This is a genomic window from Trueperaceae bacterium, from assembly GCA_023954415.1.
In the GTDB taxonomy this organism is placed as follows: domain Bacteria; phylum Deinococcota; class Deinococci; order Deinococcales; family Trueperaceae; genus JAAYYF01.
Window position 1 is genome coordinate 131,095 of record JAMLIB010000008.1, and the last position, 15,121, is coordinate 146,215.

The 15,121-nt window shown below is 71.4% G+C and carries 14 protein-coding genes; 4 read left to right on the forward strand and 10 right to left on the reverse strand.

The genetic code is table 11. The annotated features are described in order from the left end of the window. Nucleotides 1-52: 52 nt before the first annotated feature. The 4 genes from M9914_11175 to M9914_11190 all read right to left on the reverse strand — a co-directional run bounded on the left by M9914_11175 (nucleotide 53) and on the right by M9914_11190 (nucleotide 3,041). Complete coding sequence (locus tag M9914_11175) at nucleotides 53-466, reverse strand: type II toxin-antitoxin system VapC family toxin (GenBank protein MCO5174739.1); 414 nt, start codon at nucleotides 464-466, stop codon at nucleotides 53-55. Then, a complete protein-coding gene (locus M9914_11180; GenBank protein MCO5174740.1) occupies nucleotides 460-735 on the reverse strand; it encodes a type II toxin-antitoxin system VapB family antitoxin in 276 nt (91 codons plus the stop codon). The genes M9914_11175 and M9914_11180 overlap by 7 nt, the downstream gene beginning before the upstream one ends. Before the next feature lie 249 nt (nucleotides 736-984). Next, a complete protein-coding gene (locus M9914_11185; GenBank protein ID MCO5174741.1) occupies nucleotides 985-2,043 on the reverse strand; it encodes a DUF58 domain-containing protein in 1,059 nt (352 codons plus the stop codon). Between the two features lie 2 nt (nucleotides 2,044-2,045). Continuing rightward, complete coding sequence (locus M9914_11190; protein ID MCO5174742.1) at nucleotides 2,046-3,041, reverse strand: MoxR family ATPase; 996 nt, start codon at nucleotides 3,039-3,041, stop codon at nucleotides 2,046-2,048. A gap of 142 nt (nucleotides 3,042-3,183) precedes the next feature. On the opposite strand from M9914_11190, the gene M9914_11195 reads away from it, so the two are divergent. After that, nucleotides 3,184-3,822, forward strand: a complete 639-nt coding sequence (locus tag M9914_11195; protein MCO5174743.1) for a GNAT family N-acetyltransferase — start codon at nucleotides 3,184-3,186, stop codon at nucleotides 3,820-3,822. Here the strand turns inward: M9914_11195 and uvrC are convergent. The 4 genes from uvrC to M9914_11215 form a co-directional block, all read right to left on the reverse strand. Then, nucleotides 3,798-5,591: an excinuclease ABC subunit UvrC gene (gene uvrC / locus M9914_11200; protein MCO5174744.1), complete on the reverse strand. Its 1,794-nt coding sequence runs from the start codon at nucleotides 5,589-5,591 to the stop codon at nucleotides 3,798-3,800. The two genes, M9914_11195 and uvrC, sit on opposite strands and share 25 nt — an antisense overlap. A 164-nt stretch (nucleotides 5,592-5,755) precedes the next feature. Continuing rightward, nucleotides 5,756-7,279 (reverse strand): 2-oxo acid dehydrogenase subunit E2, encoded by a 1,524-nt coding sequence (locus M9914_11205; protein ID MCO5174745.1) that lies wholly within the window; start codon nucleotides 7,277-7,279, stop codon nucleotides 5,756-5,758. A gap of 87 nt (nucleotides 7,280-7,366) precedes the next feature. After that, nucleotides 7,367-8,344, reverse strand: coding sequence for an alpha-ketoacid dehydrogenase subunit beta (locus tag M9914_11210; GenBank protein MCO5174746.1), 978 nt, complete (start codon nucleotides 8,342-8,344; stop codon nucleotides 7,367-7,369). Nucleotides 8,345-8,357: 13 nt separating this feature from the next. After that, nucleotides 8,358-9,455, reverse strand: a complete 1,098-nt coding sequence (locus tag M9914_11215) for a thiamine pyrophosphate-dependent dehydrogenase E1 component subunit alpha (GenBank protein MCO5174747.1) — start codon at nucleotides 9,453-9,455, stop codon at nucleotides 8,358-8,360. 270 nt (nucleotides 9,456-9,725) lie between these two features. Between M9914_11215 and M9914_11220 the strand changes: the two genes are divergently transcribed. Both M9914_11220 and M9914_11225 read left to right on the forward strand, forming a co-directional pair. After that, a complete protein-coding gene (locus M9914_11220; GenBank protein MCO5174748.1) occupies nucleotides 9,726-10,166 on the forward strand; it encodes a hypothetical protein in 441 nt (146 codons plus the stop codon). 354 nt (nucleotides 10,167-10,520) lie between these two features. Beyond that, on the forward strand, nucleotides 10,521-11,663 hold the full coding sequence (locus M9914_11225; protein ID MCO5174749.1) for a citrate synthase: 1,143 nt from the start codon (nucleotides 10,521-10,523) through the stop codon (nucleotides 11,661-11,663). 98 nt (nucleotides 11,664-11,761) lie between these two features. Here the strand turns inward: M9914_11225 and M9914_11230 are convergent, their stop codons facing one another. Continuing rightward, entirely contained in the window at nucleotides 11,762-12,991 is a 1,230-nt protein-coding gene (locus M9914_11230; GenBank protein ID MCO5174750.1) for an alpha/beta fold hydrolase, read from the reverse strand. Then, nucleotides 12,988-14,199: an adenylosuccinate synthase gene (locus tag M9914_11235; GenBank protein MCO5174751.1), complete on the reverse strand. Its 1,212-nt coding sequence runs from the start codon at nucleotides 14,197-14,199 to the stop codon at nucleotides 12,988-12,990. The genes M9914_11230 and M9914_11235 overlap by 4 nt, the downstream gene beginning before the upstream one ends. A gap of 182 nt (nucleotides 14,200-14,381) precedes the next feature. Between M9914_11235 and M9914_11240 the strand changes: the two genes are divergently transcribed. Next, entirely contained in the window at nucleotides 14,382-15,119 is a 738-nt protein-coding gene (locus tag M9914_11240) for a gamma-glutamyl-gamma-aminobutyrate hydrolase family protein (GenBank protein MCO5174752.1), read from the forward strand. Nucleotides 15,120-15,121: the final 2 nt, after the last annotated feature.

The window sequence follows — 15,121 nt, forward strand, 5'->3', positions numbered from 1 at the left end:
GCCGTCGGATCCGGCGCCGACAGTGCCTAGACTCGGGCCCCTTGGCCGACCGCTACTGCTTCAGGGCAGATCTAACGTCTGTTAGCCCGAAGTCGTCGCCAACGTAGAGGAGCCGGGCGGAATGTCGTTTCGCGAGGGCGTAGGCGAAGCTATCGCCGAAGTTCAGGCCACCTCGCGTCCCGAAACCCTTGCCGTACTCGAGGCGTGCCTTCAAGGCAGCGCGCGCCAGGCCCTCGTCGATCGGGTCGATGCCGATGCTGAAGTCGGACAGGAGCGCATCCAGATCGGCGACCGCCTCGTGCCGGTCCGCGCTCTTGATCCTGCCCGCCAGAACGGTCCCGGCCTCGACATAGTTCACCGCCGATATGCGGCGCGAAGTGTCTCGCTGGAGAGCGGCCATGCAGCCGGACGCTTCCGCCTCCTCGAACATGATCGCGATGATGGCGGACGTATCGACGATCACCATCGGGGGTGCCCAAGCTCTTCCGGCGTGTCGCCTACGGCTTCATCCCATTCCTGTTTCGTGAGCGGGCGGCGGTCATAGCGTAGTCTGCGCTCGCTGACGAACGCCTTCATCCGGGAAACGTAATCCCCCTGCGCCTCTCGCTCGGCGCGTAGCCGTTCCAACCTCTCACGCATGGCTTGCGTGATGGCTTCGGTCATGGTCTCGCCGGTCAGGCGGGACAGTTCCCGCGCGAGTCGGTCCGCCTCCTCCGTTTTGATACTCAAGGCCATACCCGCCTCCTTCTAGATACACCATCTAGATATCATACTCGCCTACTGCCTTCCATAACCGGGCCTCGCGATGCCCCTTCGACACTCGCGAAGCGCCCCCAGGGGCATCACGTGGTGACGAGCATGGGGTAGCCCTCTCGTTTCGCGACCTCGTTCGACTCTCCTGCTGCACAAGACCACGAACCGAAAGGCTCCCTAGCCGGCGGCTAGGCGTTTGCCAGCCCAACCCTGCCGGCAGCGACCGATCACCTAACGCTTGACGAGTAGCCCGAGCTTGATGAGCTCCGTAAGCGCCGCGCGCTCGGTGGCCGAGGCGGCGGAGGCGGCAGGGCCGGCGGGAGCGCCAGATGCGGCAGGCGCGACCCGCGAGGCAGTGGTGGCAGGGGCGCCAGGGGCATCCGGAGCGCGAGCGGCCTCGGCACCCATCGCGGGCGCCGTCAACAACTGATGGCGGTACCCGGCCCGCAGGATGGCCTCGCGCGTACGCCTCACGTGGGCGCGGACCTCTTCGCGGTACGCGTGCGCCTCGTCGGGCCCCGCGGGCAGCTTCTCGCCGGACTCGACGTCGTGCAGCTCCAGCAGCGCGGCGGGCGGGTCCAGCTCGGCGGGCGAGAGGAGCTGCAGGAAGCCGACGTCCACGCCGCGCGAGCGCAAGGCCGCCAGGCCGGGCTCGATGGAGGCGTCCTCCAGCAGGTCGGAGACGACGATGACGAGCGCGCGCCCGCGCGCAGCCGGCAGCCCCATGGCGAACGGCACGAGGCCCGTGAGGGGCCCCGCCCCCGCTCCGGGGGTAGCGCCGGCTCGGAGGGCGCCCGCGCCGTTCGCAAGCCCGTCCTTCACGAGCGCGCCGTTCACCAGCGTGCCGTCGCCCTTCAGCAGCGGAGCGTCGTCTATGAACCGCCAGGTCTCGAGCATGCCGGCGCGGCCGCGCAGGCGCGGGGTGGCGCCGCCGAAGAGGAGGTGGACCTGGGTGGGCGCGTCGCGCTGCGCCACGTAGCTCAGCAGCCGCACGACCGTGCGCGCGTGCTCGAGCTTGCCGCCGAGGCCCATGCTCGCGCTGTTGTCGAGGACGAGGTGCAGCTCAACGGCTCGCTCGGCCTGGTAGAGACGCGTGTAGAGGCGGCCCGTGCGGGCGTACACGCGCCAGTCGACGTACCTGAGCTCGTCGCCAGGCTGGTACGGCCTGAAGTCGTGGAACTCGACGCTCTGCCCCGCCTCGACGGCGCTGCGGTCGCCCCCTACGCGCGCCAGGGCGCGGGAAGCGACGGCGTAGCGGTCGAGCAGCGCCCGCGTGCCGGAGGCGAGCACGGTCAGCGGCCCTTGTCCACCTGCTCGAGCACCTGGGCGAGCACCTGGTCCTGGGTCATGCCCTCCACCTCGGCCTCGAAGCTGAGGAGGAGGCGGTGGCGCAGCGCGGGCAGCGCTGCGCGGCGCAGGTCCTCGAACTCGACGTTCGGCCGACCCGCCGCGAGGGCGTACCCCTTCGCCGCCAGGGTGATGGCCTGGGCGCCGCGCGGGCTAGCGCCCAGACGCACGAGCGGGTGCGCGTGCGTGGCCTCGACGAGGCGCACAACGTAGGCGATCGCCGCCTCGGCGATGGGCACGGCCCGGAGCATGGCCTGGAGCGTGAGGAGGCGGTCCCTGTCGACGACCGCGCTCGCCTTGGCCTCGGTCGTGCCCGTCGTGACGATGAGGATGCGCTGCAGCGTGGCCGCGTCCGGCCGCGGGATGACCACCTTGAAGAGGAAGCGGTCGAGCTGCGCCTCCGGCAGGGGGTACGTGCCCTCCATCTCGAGGGGGTTCTGCGTGGCGAGGACCATGAACGGCTCGTCGAGCGCATAACGCCTGCCGGCCACGGTGACCGCGCGCTCCTGCATGGCCTCGAGGAGCGCCGACTGTGTCTTCGGCGTGGCCCGGTTGATCTCGTCCGCCAGCAGCACGTTCGTGAAGACGGGCCCCGGCTGGAACTCGAAGCGGCTCTGCGCCGCGGCCTCGATGAAGACGTTCGTGCCCGTGACGTCGGCCGGCATCAGGTCCGGCGTGAACTGGATGCGCGAGAACTGGAGCGCGGAGACGTCCGCGAACGTGTGCACGAGCCGCGTCTTGCCGAGGCCCGGCACGCCCTCCAGGAGCACGTGGCCGCGCGCGAGCGCCGCCACCAACAGCTCCTCGACGACTCGCTCCTGGCCGACCACGACGCCGGAGATGGCGTTACGCATGGCGGCGAAGTCCTTGGCGAACTGCTCCGGTGTGGCCGCTGGGCGGCCGCCGGTGGCGTGGGTGTTGCTCGCGTTGTCGTTCGGCACCTTTACACCTCTGGTTCGGGCGGGCGCGCACCCTGGGCGGCGCTTGGAGTACGGGGAGTATAGCCGTGGTGCGAGGCGACCGGCCGTCGCACTCACCGTTGAAGAGTAGGGTGGCTAGGCAAATATGTAGACTGAAACCCGTATGAGACCGGCCTACGGGCGCGTGACGCTGCGGCCGCTGGAGGAGTTCTCCGACGCCGACTGGCGCCGCTTGCAGAGCCACTTCCGCGACCCGGAGATCGCCTACTTGAACGGCACCCCGCCGAACCGGATGCCGCTATGGCTGCTGAAGCGCCTCCTCAAGACGGACTCCAAGCGCTCCGACAGGGCCACGTTCGGCATCTTCGATGAGCGCGACGACTTCATCGGCACTACCGAGCTCTACGACGTGCGCGGCGATGTCGGCACGCTAGGCATCATCATCGGCGAGCGCACCCACTGGGCGGGCGGCTACGGGCCCGAGGCCATGCACGCCCTCCTCGGCTACGCGTTCGATGTCCTCGGCCTGCGTACCGTCAAGCTCAACACGTTCGGCGACAACCTGCGCGCCCAACGCGCTTTCCGCAAGGTGGGCTTCCACGAGGTGGGCCGGCGCCCCGACGCGGACGGGCGCATGGACGTGCGGATGGAGCTGCCGCGCGCGGAGTGGCAACCGGGGCCGAGCAGCCGAGCGGGGGTCGCGTCCGCCGGGGCGCCGCCGACCGTGCTGTCGACCGCGCACGACGAGGCGGCCGCCGGACCAGGCGAAGCCGTCCGTCAGTCGTCGGACCCCTCGAAGTAGCTCTTCACGGCCTGCGCGGCCGCCTGCCCAACGCCCGGGATGGCCGCGAGCACGCCGATGTCCGCGCCCTTGAGCTCCTCCAGGCTCGAGAAGTGGGCGAGCAGCGCATCGCGCCTCTTCGGTCCGATGCCGGGCACGTCGTCGAGTAGCGAGCGCGTCGCGGACTTGCCGCGCCGCTGCCGGTTGTAGCCGACGGCCGTGCGGTGCGCCTCGTCGCGCACGTTGATGAGCAGGCGCAGGGCAGGGTGGCTGTGCGGCACGAGTACCTCCTCGCCACGCTCGGTGATGAGCGTCTCCTGCTTCTTGGCGAGCCCGACGAGCGGCACCGAGATGCCCGCATCATCGAGCGCGCGCTTGGCGGCGCTCAATTGCCCCTTGCCGCCGTCTATGAGGAGCAGGTCGGGGTGAGGCAGCCTGTCGGCCAACGCGCCGGTGAAGCGCCGGTAGACGACCTGGTGCATGCTGTAGAAGTCGTCGGGCTTGTCGAGCTCCCGCACCCGCACGCGCCGGTAGTCGCTCCGCTTGGCCCTGCCGCCCTCGAACGACACGATGCTGGCGACCGTGTGCGTGCCCATCAGGTTCGAGATGTCGTAGCCCTCGATGCGCCACGGCGGGTTCTCGAGCCCGAGCAGGCGTTGGAGCTCGCCGACGCCGGGCGCCTCGCCGCGGCGCTCCAGCAGCGCGATCTCGGCCTCGACGCCCGAGACGGCGTTGCGCTTCGCCAGCCCGAGCAGTTCGACCTTGTCGCCCCGCTGCGGCGTGCGCACCTCCACCTTGCGGCCCGCGCGCGCGGTCAGGAACCGTTGCCATACGTCCTGATCCAGCTCCGTCTGGGGCACGAGGACGAGCGGCGGTAGCTGCGTCGCGAGCCCGTAGTACTCGCTCATGAAGCGCTCGAGCACCTCGGCGTCCGAGGCGCTCTCGGCGTTCGTCATGAGGCGCTTGTCGCGCCCGACGACGCGGCCGGAGCGCATCTGGAAGAGCTGCACCATGGCGTGGTCGCCCGCTTTCGCCACGCCTAGGAAGTCGAGGTCGTCCGTGCCCGCCATCACGACGCTGCTGTCGTAGCCGGTGAGCCTTTTGAGGGCGTCCAGGCGGTCGCGGTACGTGGCGGCCAGCTCGAAGTCGCGGCGCACGGCCGCCTCGCGCATCTGCACCTCGAGCTTCTCGACGATCTCCCCGACCCGCCCTTCGAGGAACGCCTTCACGTCGGACACGACGTCGGCGTACTCCGCCCTGTCGGCCCAACCGACGCAGGGGGCGAGGCAGCGGCCCATGTGGTAGCGCAGGCACGGCTTCTTGCGCGTCTCCATGGGCACACCGCTGTTCTTCCTCAGCTTGAAGACGCTGTACACGAGCTCGAGGACGCGCCTCACGGCGCCGGCGTTCGGGTACGGACCGTAGTACGTGCCGCCGTCCTTGACGACGCGGCGCGTGAAGACCAGCGTCGGGTACTCCTCGTTCGTCAGCTTGAGGAAGGGGTAGCTCTTGTCGTCCTTCAGGAGGACGTTGTAGTGCGGCTGGTGCCGCTTGATGAGGTTGGATTCGAGGATCAGCGCCTCGATCTCGTCGTGCGTGACGATGAAGTCGAGGCGGCTCGCCGCGGCGGTGAGCAGCCGCGCCTTGTGACCCGCCTGGCGGCCGAAGTAGCTGCCGACGCGGCTGCGGAGGTTGACCGCCTTGCCGACGTAGAGGACCGCGTCGTCCTCGCCGTGGAACAGGTAGCAGCCGCTCTGCGTCGGGATTACGGGCAGGTCGCCGCGCTTCACGCCGGAGATTGTACGGCGGGGCGGGGCGTTCGCCCGTTCCGGGGGCGGCCCGCCGGCCGGCGAGCGCATCCCCGACCGGGCGCGCCGGCAACGCCGCGCACCGGCTCGCCGCGATCACGTCGAGCCGGCGAGCGCAGCCGCCGGCCCCCGGCGCAGCCTGCGCGCTACAGGTCGAGCAGCAGCGCCACCGGGTTCTCGAGCAGCCCTATGACCTTCGAGGTGAACAGGGCCCCTTCAGCGCCGTCGACGAGCCGGTGGTCGAAGGAGAGGCTCAGGTAGAGCATCTGCCGCGCCCTGATGCTGTCGTCCGCCATCACGACCGGCCGCTTCTTGATGGAGTGGACGCCCAGGATGGCCGCCTCCGGCGAGTTGATGATGGGGAACGAGAAGAGGCCGCCGAGGCTGCCGATGTTGGTGACGGAGAACGTGCCGCCCTTGAGGTCGTCAGGCGCGAGCTTGCCGCTGCGCGCCAGGTCGGCCAGGCGCCCCACCTCGGCGGCCAACTCCATGATGCTGCGCTCGTCGACGTCCCGGATGACGGGCACGACCAGCCCGGCGTCCGTAGCCGTCGCCATCCCGATGTTGTAGTAGCGCTTCGTGACGATCTCGCCCTTGGCCTCGTCGAAGCTCGAGTTGAGCGCCGGGAACTCGGCGAGAGCCACGGCCACGGCCTTCATCACGAACGGCAGGTACGACAGCCGCACGCCCTTGGCCGCGAAGCCGGGCTTGAGCTTCTCGCGCAAGGCGACGAGGTCCGTGACGTCCGCCTCGTCGACGTGGAGCGCTCGCACCGTGTGGAGGTGAGAGGTGACCATCTGGTTGGCGATGAGCCGGCGCAGGCCACGCATGGGCGCGCGCTCCTCGCGCCCCTCGTAGCCGGCGGGGGTCTTGTAGGCGATGGGGCTGCCCTGCGGCCCCGCGTGGCCTTGGCCGGCGGGGGTCGTGTGCTCCCTCACGTCGTCGACGCGCACCCGGCCGTGCGGGCCGCTGCCGAGGACCTCCTCGATGCTCACGCCGAGCTCCCGCGCCAGCCGCCGGGCCGCCGGGACGGCCAGGACGCGGCCGAACGCGCCGCGTGCGGGCTCCCGGGGCGCCTGGGCGGCACCGTTCGCCGCCTGCGCGCCGCCCCCGGCCACCGTCTGCCGAGCCTTGGCGGCCTGGCCGGGAACCGCGCGCGCGCCACCGGACCGGTCCACCGGCCGCCGCACCTGCGGGAGCGCCTCGGCCTCGCCGCCTGCCGACGGCTTGAAGAGGCTGAGCTTGTCCCCGTCGTCGCCGCTCTCGGCAGCGGGCGAGCGCTTCCCGGACGCCTTGTCCTCACCGGTGCCGGACGGCGCGCCGCTCGCCGAGGCGGAGCCGGGACCGGCGGTGGCGCCCTCGCCGCTGCCCCCGGCGGAGCCGCCGGCCGCCGGGGCGGCCGTGCTCGCGGTGGCGCCGGCCCCGGAGCCGCCCCCCTCCTCGATGAGCGCGATCACGGCGTTCACCTGCACGACGTCGCCTTCCGCGGCGAGGTGCTTGACGAGCCTGCCGGCGAAGGGGCTGGGGAGCTCGACGGTCGCCTTGTCGGTGAGGACCTCGGCGACGGGCTGATCGAGCGCCACGCTGTCGCCCTCGGCGACGAGCCAACGGATGATCTCACCCTCGACGACGGACTCGGCCAGTTCGGGTAGGCGTAGCTCTCGCGCCATTCTCCAGCTCCTTTAACGTGCGCCCGGCGCCAGACCATGGCGAGGCGTCCGCCCCGCGGCTCGGCGACCCGGAGCGGGGATCGACACTCAGTAGTCGAGCACGCGCTGCACGGCCCGCATGATGCGAGCTGGGCCCGGCAGGTACTCGCGGTCTTGCGCGTACGGGTAAGGGGTATCGAAACCGCTCACCCTCAGTGGCGGCGCCAGCAGTTGGTCGAGCAGCTCCTCGGCGATGGTGGCGGCCACCTCGCTCATCACGCTCGCGCTCTTCGGCGCCTCGCTCACGAGCACCACGCGGCCGACGCGGGCGACGGCCGCGAGCACGGTGTCCTCGTCCCACGGCGCCAGCGAGCGCAGGTCGATGACGTGGGGCGAGAGACCCTGCTCCACGAGCGCCTCTGCCGCCCGCGCCGTCTCGGCCATCGAGCCGCCGTAGCTGACGAGCACGACATCGTCGCCCACGCGCCGCACGGCCGCCTCCCCGATGGGGACGAGCGTGTCCGGGTCGTCGGGCAGCTCCTCCTTGACGGCGCGGTAGAGCCGTTTCGGCTCCATGAACACGACGGGGTCGTCGTCGCGGATGGCGCTCTTCAGCAGCCCGCGCGCGTCGGCCGGCGTGCTCGGGAACACGACCTTGAGTCCGGCCGTGTGCACGAAGTGCGCCTCGGGGCTCTGGGAGTGGTGGTGGCCCCCCTTGACGCCCCCGCCGGCCGGCATGCGCACCACGAGGGGCGCCGTGAACTGCCCGCCGGAGCGGTAACGGAGCTTCGCGACCTGCGAGACGAGCTGGTCGAAGCCGGGGTAGACGTAGTCGGCGAACTGGATCTCCGCGACGGGGCGCAAGCCGTGCGCCGCCATGCCGACGGCGGCCCCGATGATGGCGGCCTCCGAGAGCGGCGAGTCGATCACCCGGTCGGGGCCGTACTTGTCGAAGAGCTTCTCGGTGGCGAGGAAGACGCCGCCGCGCTTGCCGACGTCCTCGCCGAGCACGACCACGCGCTCGTCGCGCGCCATCTCCTCGTCGAGGGTGCGCGCGATGGTCTGCACCATCGTCAGCGCGCTCACGCGGTCCACCCGGTCATCCCAGGAGCTCCGAGCGCTGCTTGACGAGGCGCTCGGGGACGTCGGCCAGGACGTCCTCGAACATCGCCTCGACGGCGACGTCGCCCGCCGCCTGGGCCTGCGCGATGGCGTCGTCGACCTGCGCCCTCACGTCGGCCTCCGCTTCCTTCTCGGCGGCGTCGTCCCAGAGGCCCCTGCGCGTCAGGAAGCGGCGCAGCCTGGCGAGCGGGTCGCGCTTGCGCCACGCCTCGACCTCCGCGCGGGGGCGGTAGCGCGAGTCGTCGTCGGCCGACGAGTGCCCGCCGTAGCGGTACACGAGGAGCTCGACCAGGGCGGGGCCGAAGCCGTCGCGCGCGCGTTGGACGGCCTCCCGCATGACGTAGTAGGAGGCGAGCGCGTCCATGCCGTCGACGAAGTAGCCGGGCATGCCGTAGGCGTGTGCCTTCGTGTAGATGCTGTCCGACCCCGTCTGCTTCTCGAACCCCACGCTGATGGCGTAGCGGTTGTTCTGGCAGGCGAAGACGACGGGCGCACCCTGGGCGCCCGCGAAGTTGACGCCCGCGTGCCAGTCGCCCTCGCTCGTGGAGCCGTCGCCGAACGTGCAGACGGTCACCTGATCGGTGCCGCGCAGCTTCATGCTTATCGCGCAGCCCGCCGCGGGCGGGATGTGCGACGCGATGGGCGAAGCGGCCGAGAAGACGTTGAGCTCCTTGGAGGAGGCGTGGTAAGGCATCTGCCTGGCCCGGCTCGGGTCGGCCGCCGTGCCCATGGCCTGCGCCACGAACTCGACGACGGGCACGCCCATGGCCAGCGGCAGCGTGACGTCGCGGTAGTAGGGGAAGAGCCAGTCGTGACCGGCGCGCAGAGCGTGCGCGATGCCGACCTGGGCCCCCTCGTGTCCGCCGGAGGGGGCCACGAAGCTCACCTTGCCCTGGCGCTGGAGGCGGCTCATGCGCTCGTCGACCGCTCGGCCGAGGAGCATGTCCTGATACATGCGGCGCAGCTTGTCCGGACCCAGGTCGAGCTCGAACGGGGCGATCCACTCGCCAGACTCGCTCGTCACGGCGATGGGCTCGTCGGTGAACGGTTGGAAGAGTTGCGACTCTAGGATCACGCTGGCCTCCCTTCGTTCGCGTATAGCGCTCTCCCGGTGGCGTTGTGACCCGCAGCGCGCGGCGGCTCGGATGTGGCTAGGCTCTGAACCATGGCTGGTCGGTAAGCTCGACCGGATCGTCGGTTGCCCGGCCCTGTGCCTAGCGGACCGGCATGAACGCCCCAGTCGTCCCTTCGAGCGTTGGCCGCAGGATAGCACTTGGCTGGATGAGGAGCCGTAGCGTATTCCCCACCGCCGGCGCCGGGCGCGGTGGTATGAGGGAGTCCGATCGTGACGACCCTGACCCGAGTCCTCCTCGCAGCGGCGACCCTGGCCGCACTGCTCCTGTTGGCGGCGTCCGTGGCGAGCAAGGCGTGGCTCTGGCTCGTCTGCGCCGCTGTGGTCTTCCTGTTCGTGTACGCCCGCAACGGCACCTACGCCACGCTGATGCTGGGGGCGCTCCTGGCCGGCGCCGCCGTCGGCAGCCTGCTCGAGGTGGCCCTGCGGTGGCAGGGCGCCTTCCTCATGAGCATCGGCGCCGCGGCCATCACGGTCGAGGCCATCGAAGAGCGGCCCGGCAACTGGGCGTTCGTGTTCGGCGTCGCGTTCGTCGGGATCGGTACGGCGGTGGCTCTGGCGAGCGCCGGCACGCGCGGGTACCTCGCGTTCGTGCTCCTCGTCGCGACCGCGGCGGCCGTCGTGGCGCTCCGACAACGCCGCCACGGTGCATGACGGGGTCGAGACCCCCGGTCGCTTAGCGGTGCCGCTGCCGACACGGCCGTCTCCGCGGCTGGGCGCCGCACCCAAGCGGGCCGCGTAGCGTTCGCCCGTTTCGGCCCGCCGAAGCGCGCGCCGCCAGCCCCTGCCGGGTAGACTGGACCCCGACTTGCGACCGCGGTAGCGGTCAAGCCGCGCGCGTGGCACCACTAGGCGTTCAGGCCCGGCCCCGCACGCGACCACGGAGTCGGCGGTTCCCGGTGAAGCCGAAGGCAGCACCCGCTTGCAGGCCAGCGCCGTCACGCCGCCGCGCACCCTTTAGGAAGCGAACCGCGAGTTCACGCCTCGCGGTGGACACGCGGAGGATTCATGGAGCAGACGATCAACCGAGGTCTAGATGGCGTCTACATCGATACTAGCGCCATCTCTTTCATCGACGGCGGCAAGGGCCAGCTCGTCTACAGCGGTTACGACATCACCGAACTCGCCGACAAGGCCAGCTACGAAGAGGTCGTCTACCTGCTCTGGAACGGCAACCTGCCCAACCGACAGCAGCTCGAGGACTTCAAGGCCGAGATCGCCCCGCACTACGCCGTGCCGGACGCCGTGTACGACCTCTACCGCAACCTGCCTCACGGGCACTCGCCGATGCACGCCATCCGCACGGCCGCGTCCATGCTCGGCGCCTACGACGATGACCCGGACGGCGTCGACCTACCTAACGTCCGCCGCATCGGCCTCAAGCTCCTCGCCCAGTTCCAGACCATCACGGCGGCCTACGAGCGCATCCGCCGGGGTCTCCAGCCGGTCGCCCCACGCCCCGACCTCAGCCTGGCCGGCAACTTCCTCTACACCCTTACCGGCGAGGTCCCGTCGGAGGCCGCCACGCGCGTGATGGACGTGGCGCTGGTGCTGCACGCGGAGCACGGCTCCAACGCGAGCACCTTCGTGGCGCGCGCCACCGCCTCGACCCTCACGGACGTCTACAGCGCCATCACCGCGGCCATCGGCGCCTTGAAGGGGCCGCTACACGGCGGCGCCAACACGGCGGTCATGCAGGCGCTCGAAGGGATCGGGGACGTGGCGGGCGTGGAGCCGTACGTGCTCGGCGTGCTCGCGAAGCCGGGCGGCCGCGTCATGGGCTTCGGCCACCGCGTCTACAAGGTCCTCGACCCGCGCGCCCAGGTGCTGAAGGAGGTCAGCCGCAAGCTCGCGCTGGAGTCCGGCGACTCGAAGTGGTTCGACATGAGCCTCGAGATGGAGCGCGTGATGGACCGCGAGATGGCCAAGGAGGGCAAAGAGGTCAAGCCCAACGTGGACTTCTTCTCCGCCTCCGTCTACCGCATGCTCGGCTTCCCGTCCGACATGTACACGCCCATCTTCGCCGTCGCCCGCATCAGCGGCTGGATGGCGCACCTCTTCGAGCAGTACGCCGACAACCGGCTCATGCGGCCGCGCCTCGCCTACTCGGGCACCATGGGGCTCGAGTTCGTGCCCATCGAGCAGCGCTGATCGGCCACTGAGCGCCGGACGCTAGCGACGCCGTAACGACGACGGTCGGGCCCTGTCAGCGAGTGACCGGCCCCGACCGCTTGGGCGGCGCGCTTGTCTCAGTCGACCGCGGCGCGCACCTGCAAACCGGCGAGGAACTCGCGCAACCAGAGCGCGTAGCGCGCGGGGTCGTGGTTCCACGCTTCCACGTGCTCGACGCCCGGCAGGCGCAAATAGGTCAGGGGCGAGCGCACGGCGGCCGCGAAGGCGTCCACGGCGGCGATGGGCACGGTCGAGTCGTCCTCGCCGGCGATCAGTAGCACGGGCACGCCGATGGCGGGCGCGTAGGCCGCCTGCTCCAAACCCCCGAAGTCGACGCCCGTACGCAAGCGCGCGGTGAGCAACGCCAGGCGGGTGAGGGTGGCGGGGAGGGGCATGCCGGCCTTCTCGGCCCCGAGCTCCACCACGGCCGAGACGCTCACGAGCGGCGAGTCGAGCACCAGGCCGACGACCTCGGGCGCCGCCTGCGGCCAGCGCTCGAGCGCCTCGAGCGCTACTGCCCCGCCCATCGAGAGACCGTAGAGGACGACGCGGTCGTGCCCGCGCCTGGCGAGCTCGAGCGCTCCCACGAGGGCGTCCTGCCACTCGCTGGCGCCGTAGTGGTAGAGGCCATCCGGGCTCGGGTCGCTGGCGTCGTGGTTGCGGTAGGCCAGTGCCAGCACCGGCAGCCCCGCCTCGTGTAGCGCCTGGGTGAAGCGCAGCGTCTCGATCAGCTCGCCGCGCCGCCGCCCGTGAAGGAGGAGCACGGCCGTGCGCTGCTCACCGGGCACGTACCAGGCGCGCAGCTTGCCGACCGGCCCCTGCAACGTCAGGTCCTCGAAGGGCAGCCCCAGGTCCGTCAGCGGGTCGTGGCGGTAGTAGAAGTTGTCCATCCGCGCCGGGGCGCCCGCCGCCGGCGGTGTGCCACCAAGCAACTCGACCGCGCGGGTCACGACTCCACCCGCGTCGGAGAGCGTCTCGCCCAGCGCGGCGTAGCCGCCTTCCCACATGACGGCGTAGGTGCCTTGGAGCCGCGGGTTGGCGTGCTGCGCGGGTCGCGCCGCGCCATCCGCCGCGGTGTGACCGGCATCGTCACCGGCGGCGTGCCCCGGCAGCTCCGGCGCCGGGATCCCGACGGCGTAACGCCCGCCCCCCAGCTCCGCCACGGCCGTGAGCTCGAACTCCGGCATCAGCCCATAGGGGCTTGGCACGATCACGCGGCTGGAGAGGACCCAGCCGACGGCCGCCACGGCGGCGACCGCCAGGACGACCAGACCGACGAGCGACCAGGCGAGCACGGCGCGCCTCACCAGGCCACGGCGCCGTAGGTGTCCTCACGGTCGGGGCTCGTGGAGAAGATGCTCACCGGCACGCCCGTGCGCTCCTCGATGAGGGCAAGGTAGTCGAGCACCTCGCGGGGCAGGGCCTCGCGGCTGCCGAGCCCGCGCAGCTCCCCCCAGCCGGGCAGCTCCGCGTACACGGGGCCGTCGGGCCCGTGCTCAACGGCGACCCGCACCTCGTCGAGGCCGGAGAGCACGTCGAGCTTGGTCACGACCAGGCCGTCGAAGCCGTTGATCGCGCACGCGTACTCGAGCTGGGGGAGGTCCAGCCAACCGACGCGGCGCGGGCGGCCCGTAGTGGTGCCGTACTCGTCCCACTGGTTGCTGCCGCTCCCCCGCAGGCGCAGAGCCATGGCGTCCTCGGTGATCTCCGTCGGGAACGGTCCGTGGCCCACGCGGCTCGTGAACGCCTTCACGACGCCGTAGACGGCGCCGAGGGCCTTGTGGCTCACGCCGGCGCCGACGAGGATGCCGCCGACGCTCGGGTGGCTCGAGGTCACGTACGGGTAAGTGCCGTAGGCGAGGTCGAGCATCGTGCCCTGGCCCCCCTCGAAGAGCACACGCTCGCCCCGCCCGAGCGCGGACCGCACGAGCGCGCCCGTGTCGGCCACGAGGGGCGCGAGGCGCTCGCGCACGCCGGCGAGCTCGGCCATGGCGTCCGCCACGTTCGACCAGCCGACGCGGGCGGTGGAGTTCGGCTTGGCCTCGATGAGGCGCGCGAGGCGCTCGCGCAGGAGTTCGTCGTCGAGCAGGTCGCCTGCCCTGACGCCGATACGCCTGGCCTTGTCGGAGTAGGCGGGGCCGATGCCCCGGCCCGTCGTGCCGACGAAGCCTCCCCCCTCGTCGTTCTTCTTGTGGTGCGGGAGCACGAGGTGAGCCTCGGTGGAGACGAGCACGCGGCCCGGGTCGCGGCGCGCGCTCAGGGCATCGAGCTCCTCCATGAACGTCCACGGGTCGATCACCATGCCGCCGCCGAGCACCGAGGTCGGGCGGTCGTGCAGGGTGCCGCACGGCAGGTGGTGGAGCTTGAACACCTCGCCCCCGACCACCACCGTGTGTCCGGCGTTGGCCCCGCCGGAGTAGCGCACCACGAAGTCGGCCTCCGCGGCGAGCGCGTCGACGACCTTACCCTTGCCCTCGTCGCCCCACTGGGCGCCGATCATCGCGATTCCAGGCATCCGCCCTCCACGGCCGGCGCGCCCGCCCGCGTCTCGCATGGGCGCCTCGAGCCTCGGGCAGCCTACCAGGCCCCAGCCTGGGGAGAAGAGGCCGCGCGGGGCGAGGGGCGAGCGCGGGGCTACCGCGGCGCGTTGGCCGCCGCCGCTAGCGCGAGGCGCGGCCGCGGGAGTACTCTGGCACGATGTCCGACCATAGACCGCGCGTCCTGCTCAGCACCGGAATCAGCGTTCGCACCACGGGCCTCCTACGCGAGGACTCCGGCACCGGACGCAACTACTCGCAGGCCGTCGCGCTGGCGGGCGGTCTGCCGACCATGGTGGCCGTGCTGGACGAGCAGCTCGTCGGGGAGTACGCGGCCGTGAACGACGCCCTCCTCCTCACGGGCGGCGTCGACGTCGACCCCGCCCTCTTCGGCGCCACCCCGCACCCCGACCTCGGCAGCGTCGACGAACGCCGCGACGCCTTCGAGATCGCGCTCTACCACGCGTTCCGCAAGCTGGGTAAGCCGGTGCTGGGCATCTGCCGCGGTCACCAGGTCATCAACGTGGCCGAGGGCGGCACCCTGCACCAGCACGTCCCCGCGCTGCCGGAAGCGTGGCAGCACGAGCAGCACGACCTGCGCGGCTCGCCCCTCCACCCGGTGAAGCTCGCGCCCGGCAGCCGTTTGGCGAGCGCCTTCGGCAAGACGGACGTACGCACGAACAGCTACCATCATCAGGCCGTCGATGTCGTCGGAGCCGGCCTCAAGGCCGTGGCGCACTCGGGCGACGGGCTCGTCGAGGCCGTCGAGGAGCGCCACGGCTCCTGGGTCCTTGGCGTCCAGTGGCACCCGGAGATGGCCTACAGGGAGCACCCGGAGCACCTCGCCCCGTTCCGGCTCCTGCTCGAAGCCCTCAAGGCGGTGGGCGCCAGGGCCTGAGT

Bases quoted from the DNA above. Each gene is read 5' to 3' on its own strand.
- M9914_11175 (MCO5174739.1), bottom strand. From the start codon at position 466: ATGGTGATCGTCGATACGTCCGCCATCATCGCGATCATGTTCGAGGAG.
- M9914_11180 (MCO5174740.1), bottom strand. From the start codon at position 735: ATGGCCTTGAGTATCAAAACGGAGGAGGCGGACCGACTCGCGCGGGAA.
- M9914_11195 (MCO5174743.1), top strand. From the start codon at position 3,184: ATGAGACCGGCCTACGGGCGCGTGACGCTGCGGCCGCTGGAGGAGTTC.
- M9914_11205 (MCO5174745.1), bottom strand. From the start codon at position 7,279: ATGGCGCGAGAGCTACGCCTACCCGAACTGGCCGAGTCCGTCGTCGAG.
- M9914_11225 (MCO5174749.1), top strand. From the start codon at position 10,521: ATGGAGCAGACGATCAACCGAGGTCTAGATGGCGTCTACATCGATACT.
- M9914_11235 (MCO5174751.1), bottom strand. From the start codon at position 14,199: ATGCCTGGAATCGCGATGATCGGCGCCCAGTGGGGCGACGAGGGCAAG.
- M9914_11240 (MCO5174752.1), top strand. From the start codon at position 14,382: ATGTCCGACCATAGACCGCGCGTCCTGCTCAGCACCGGAATCAGCGTT.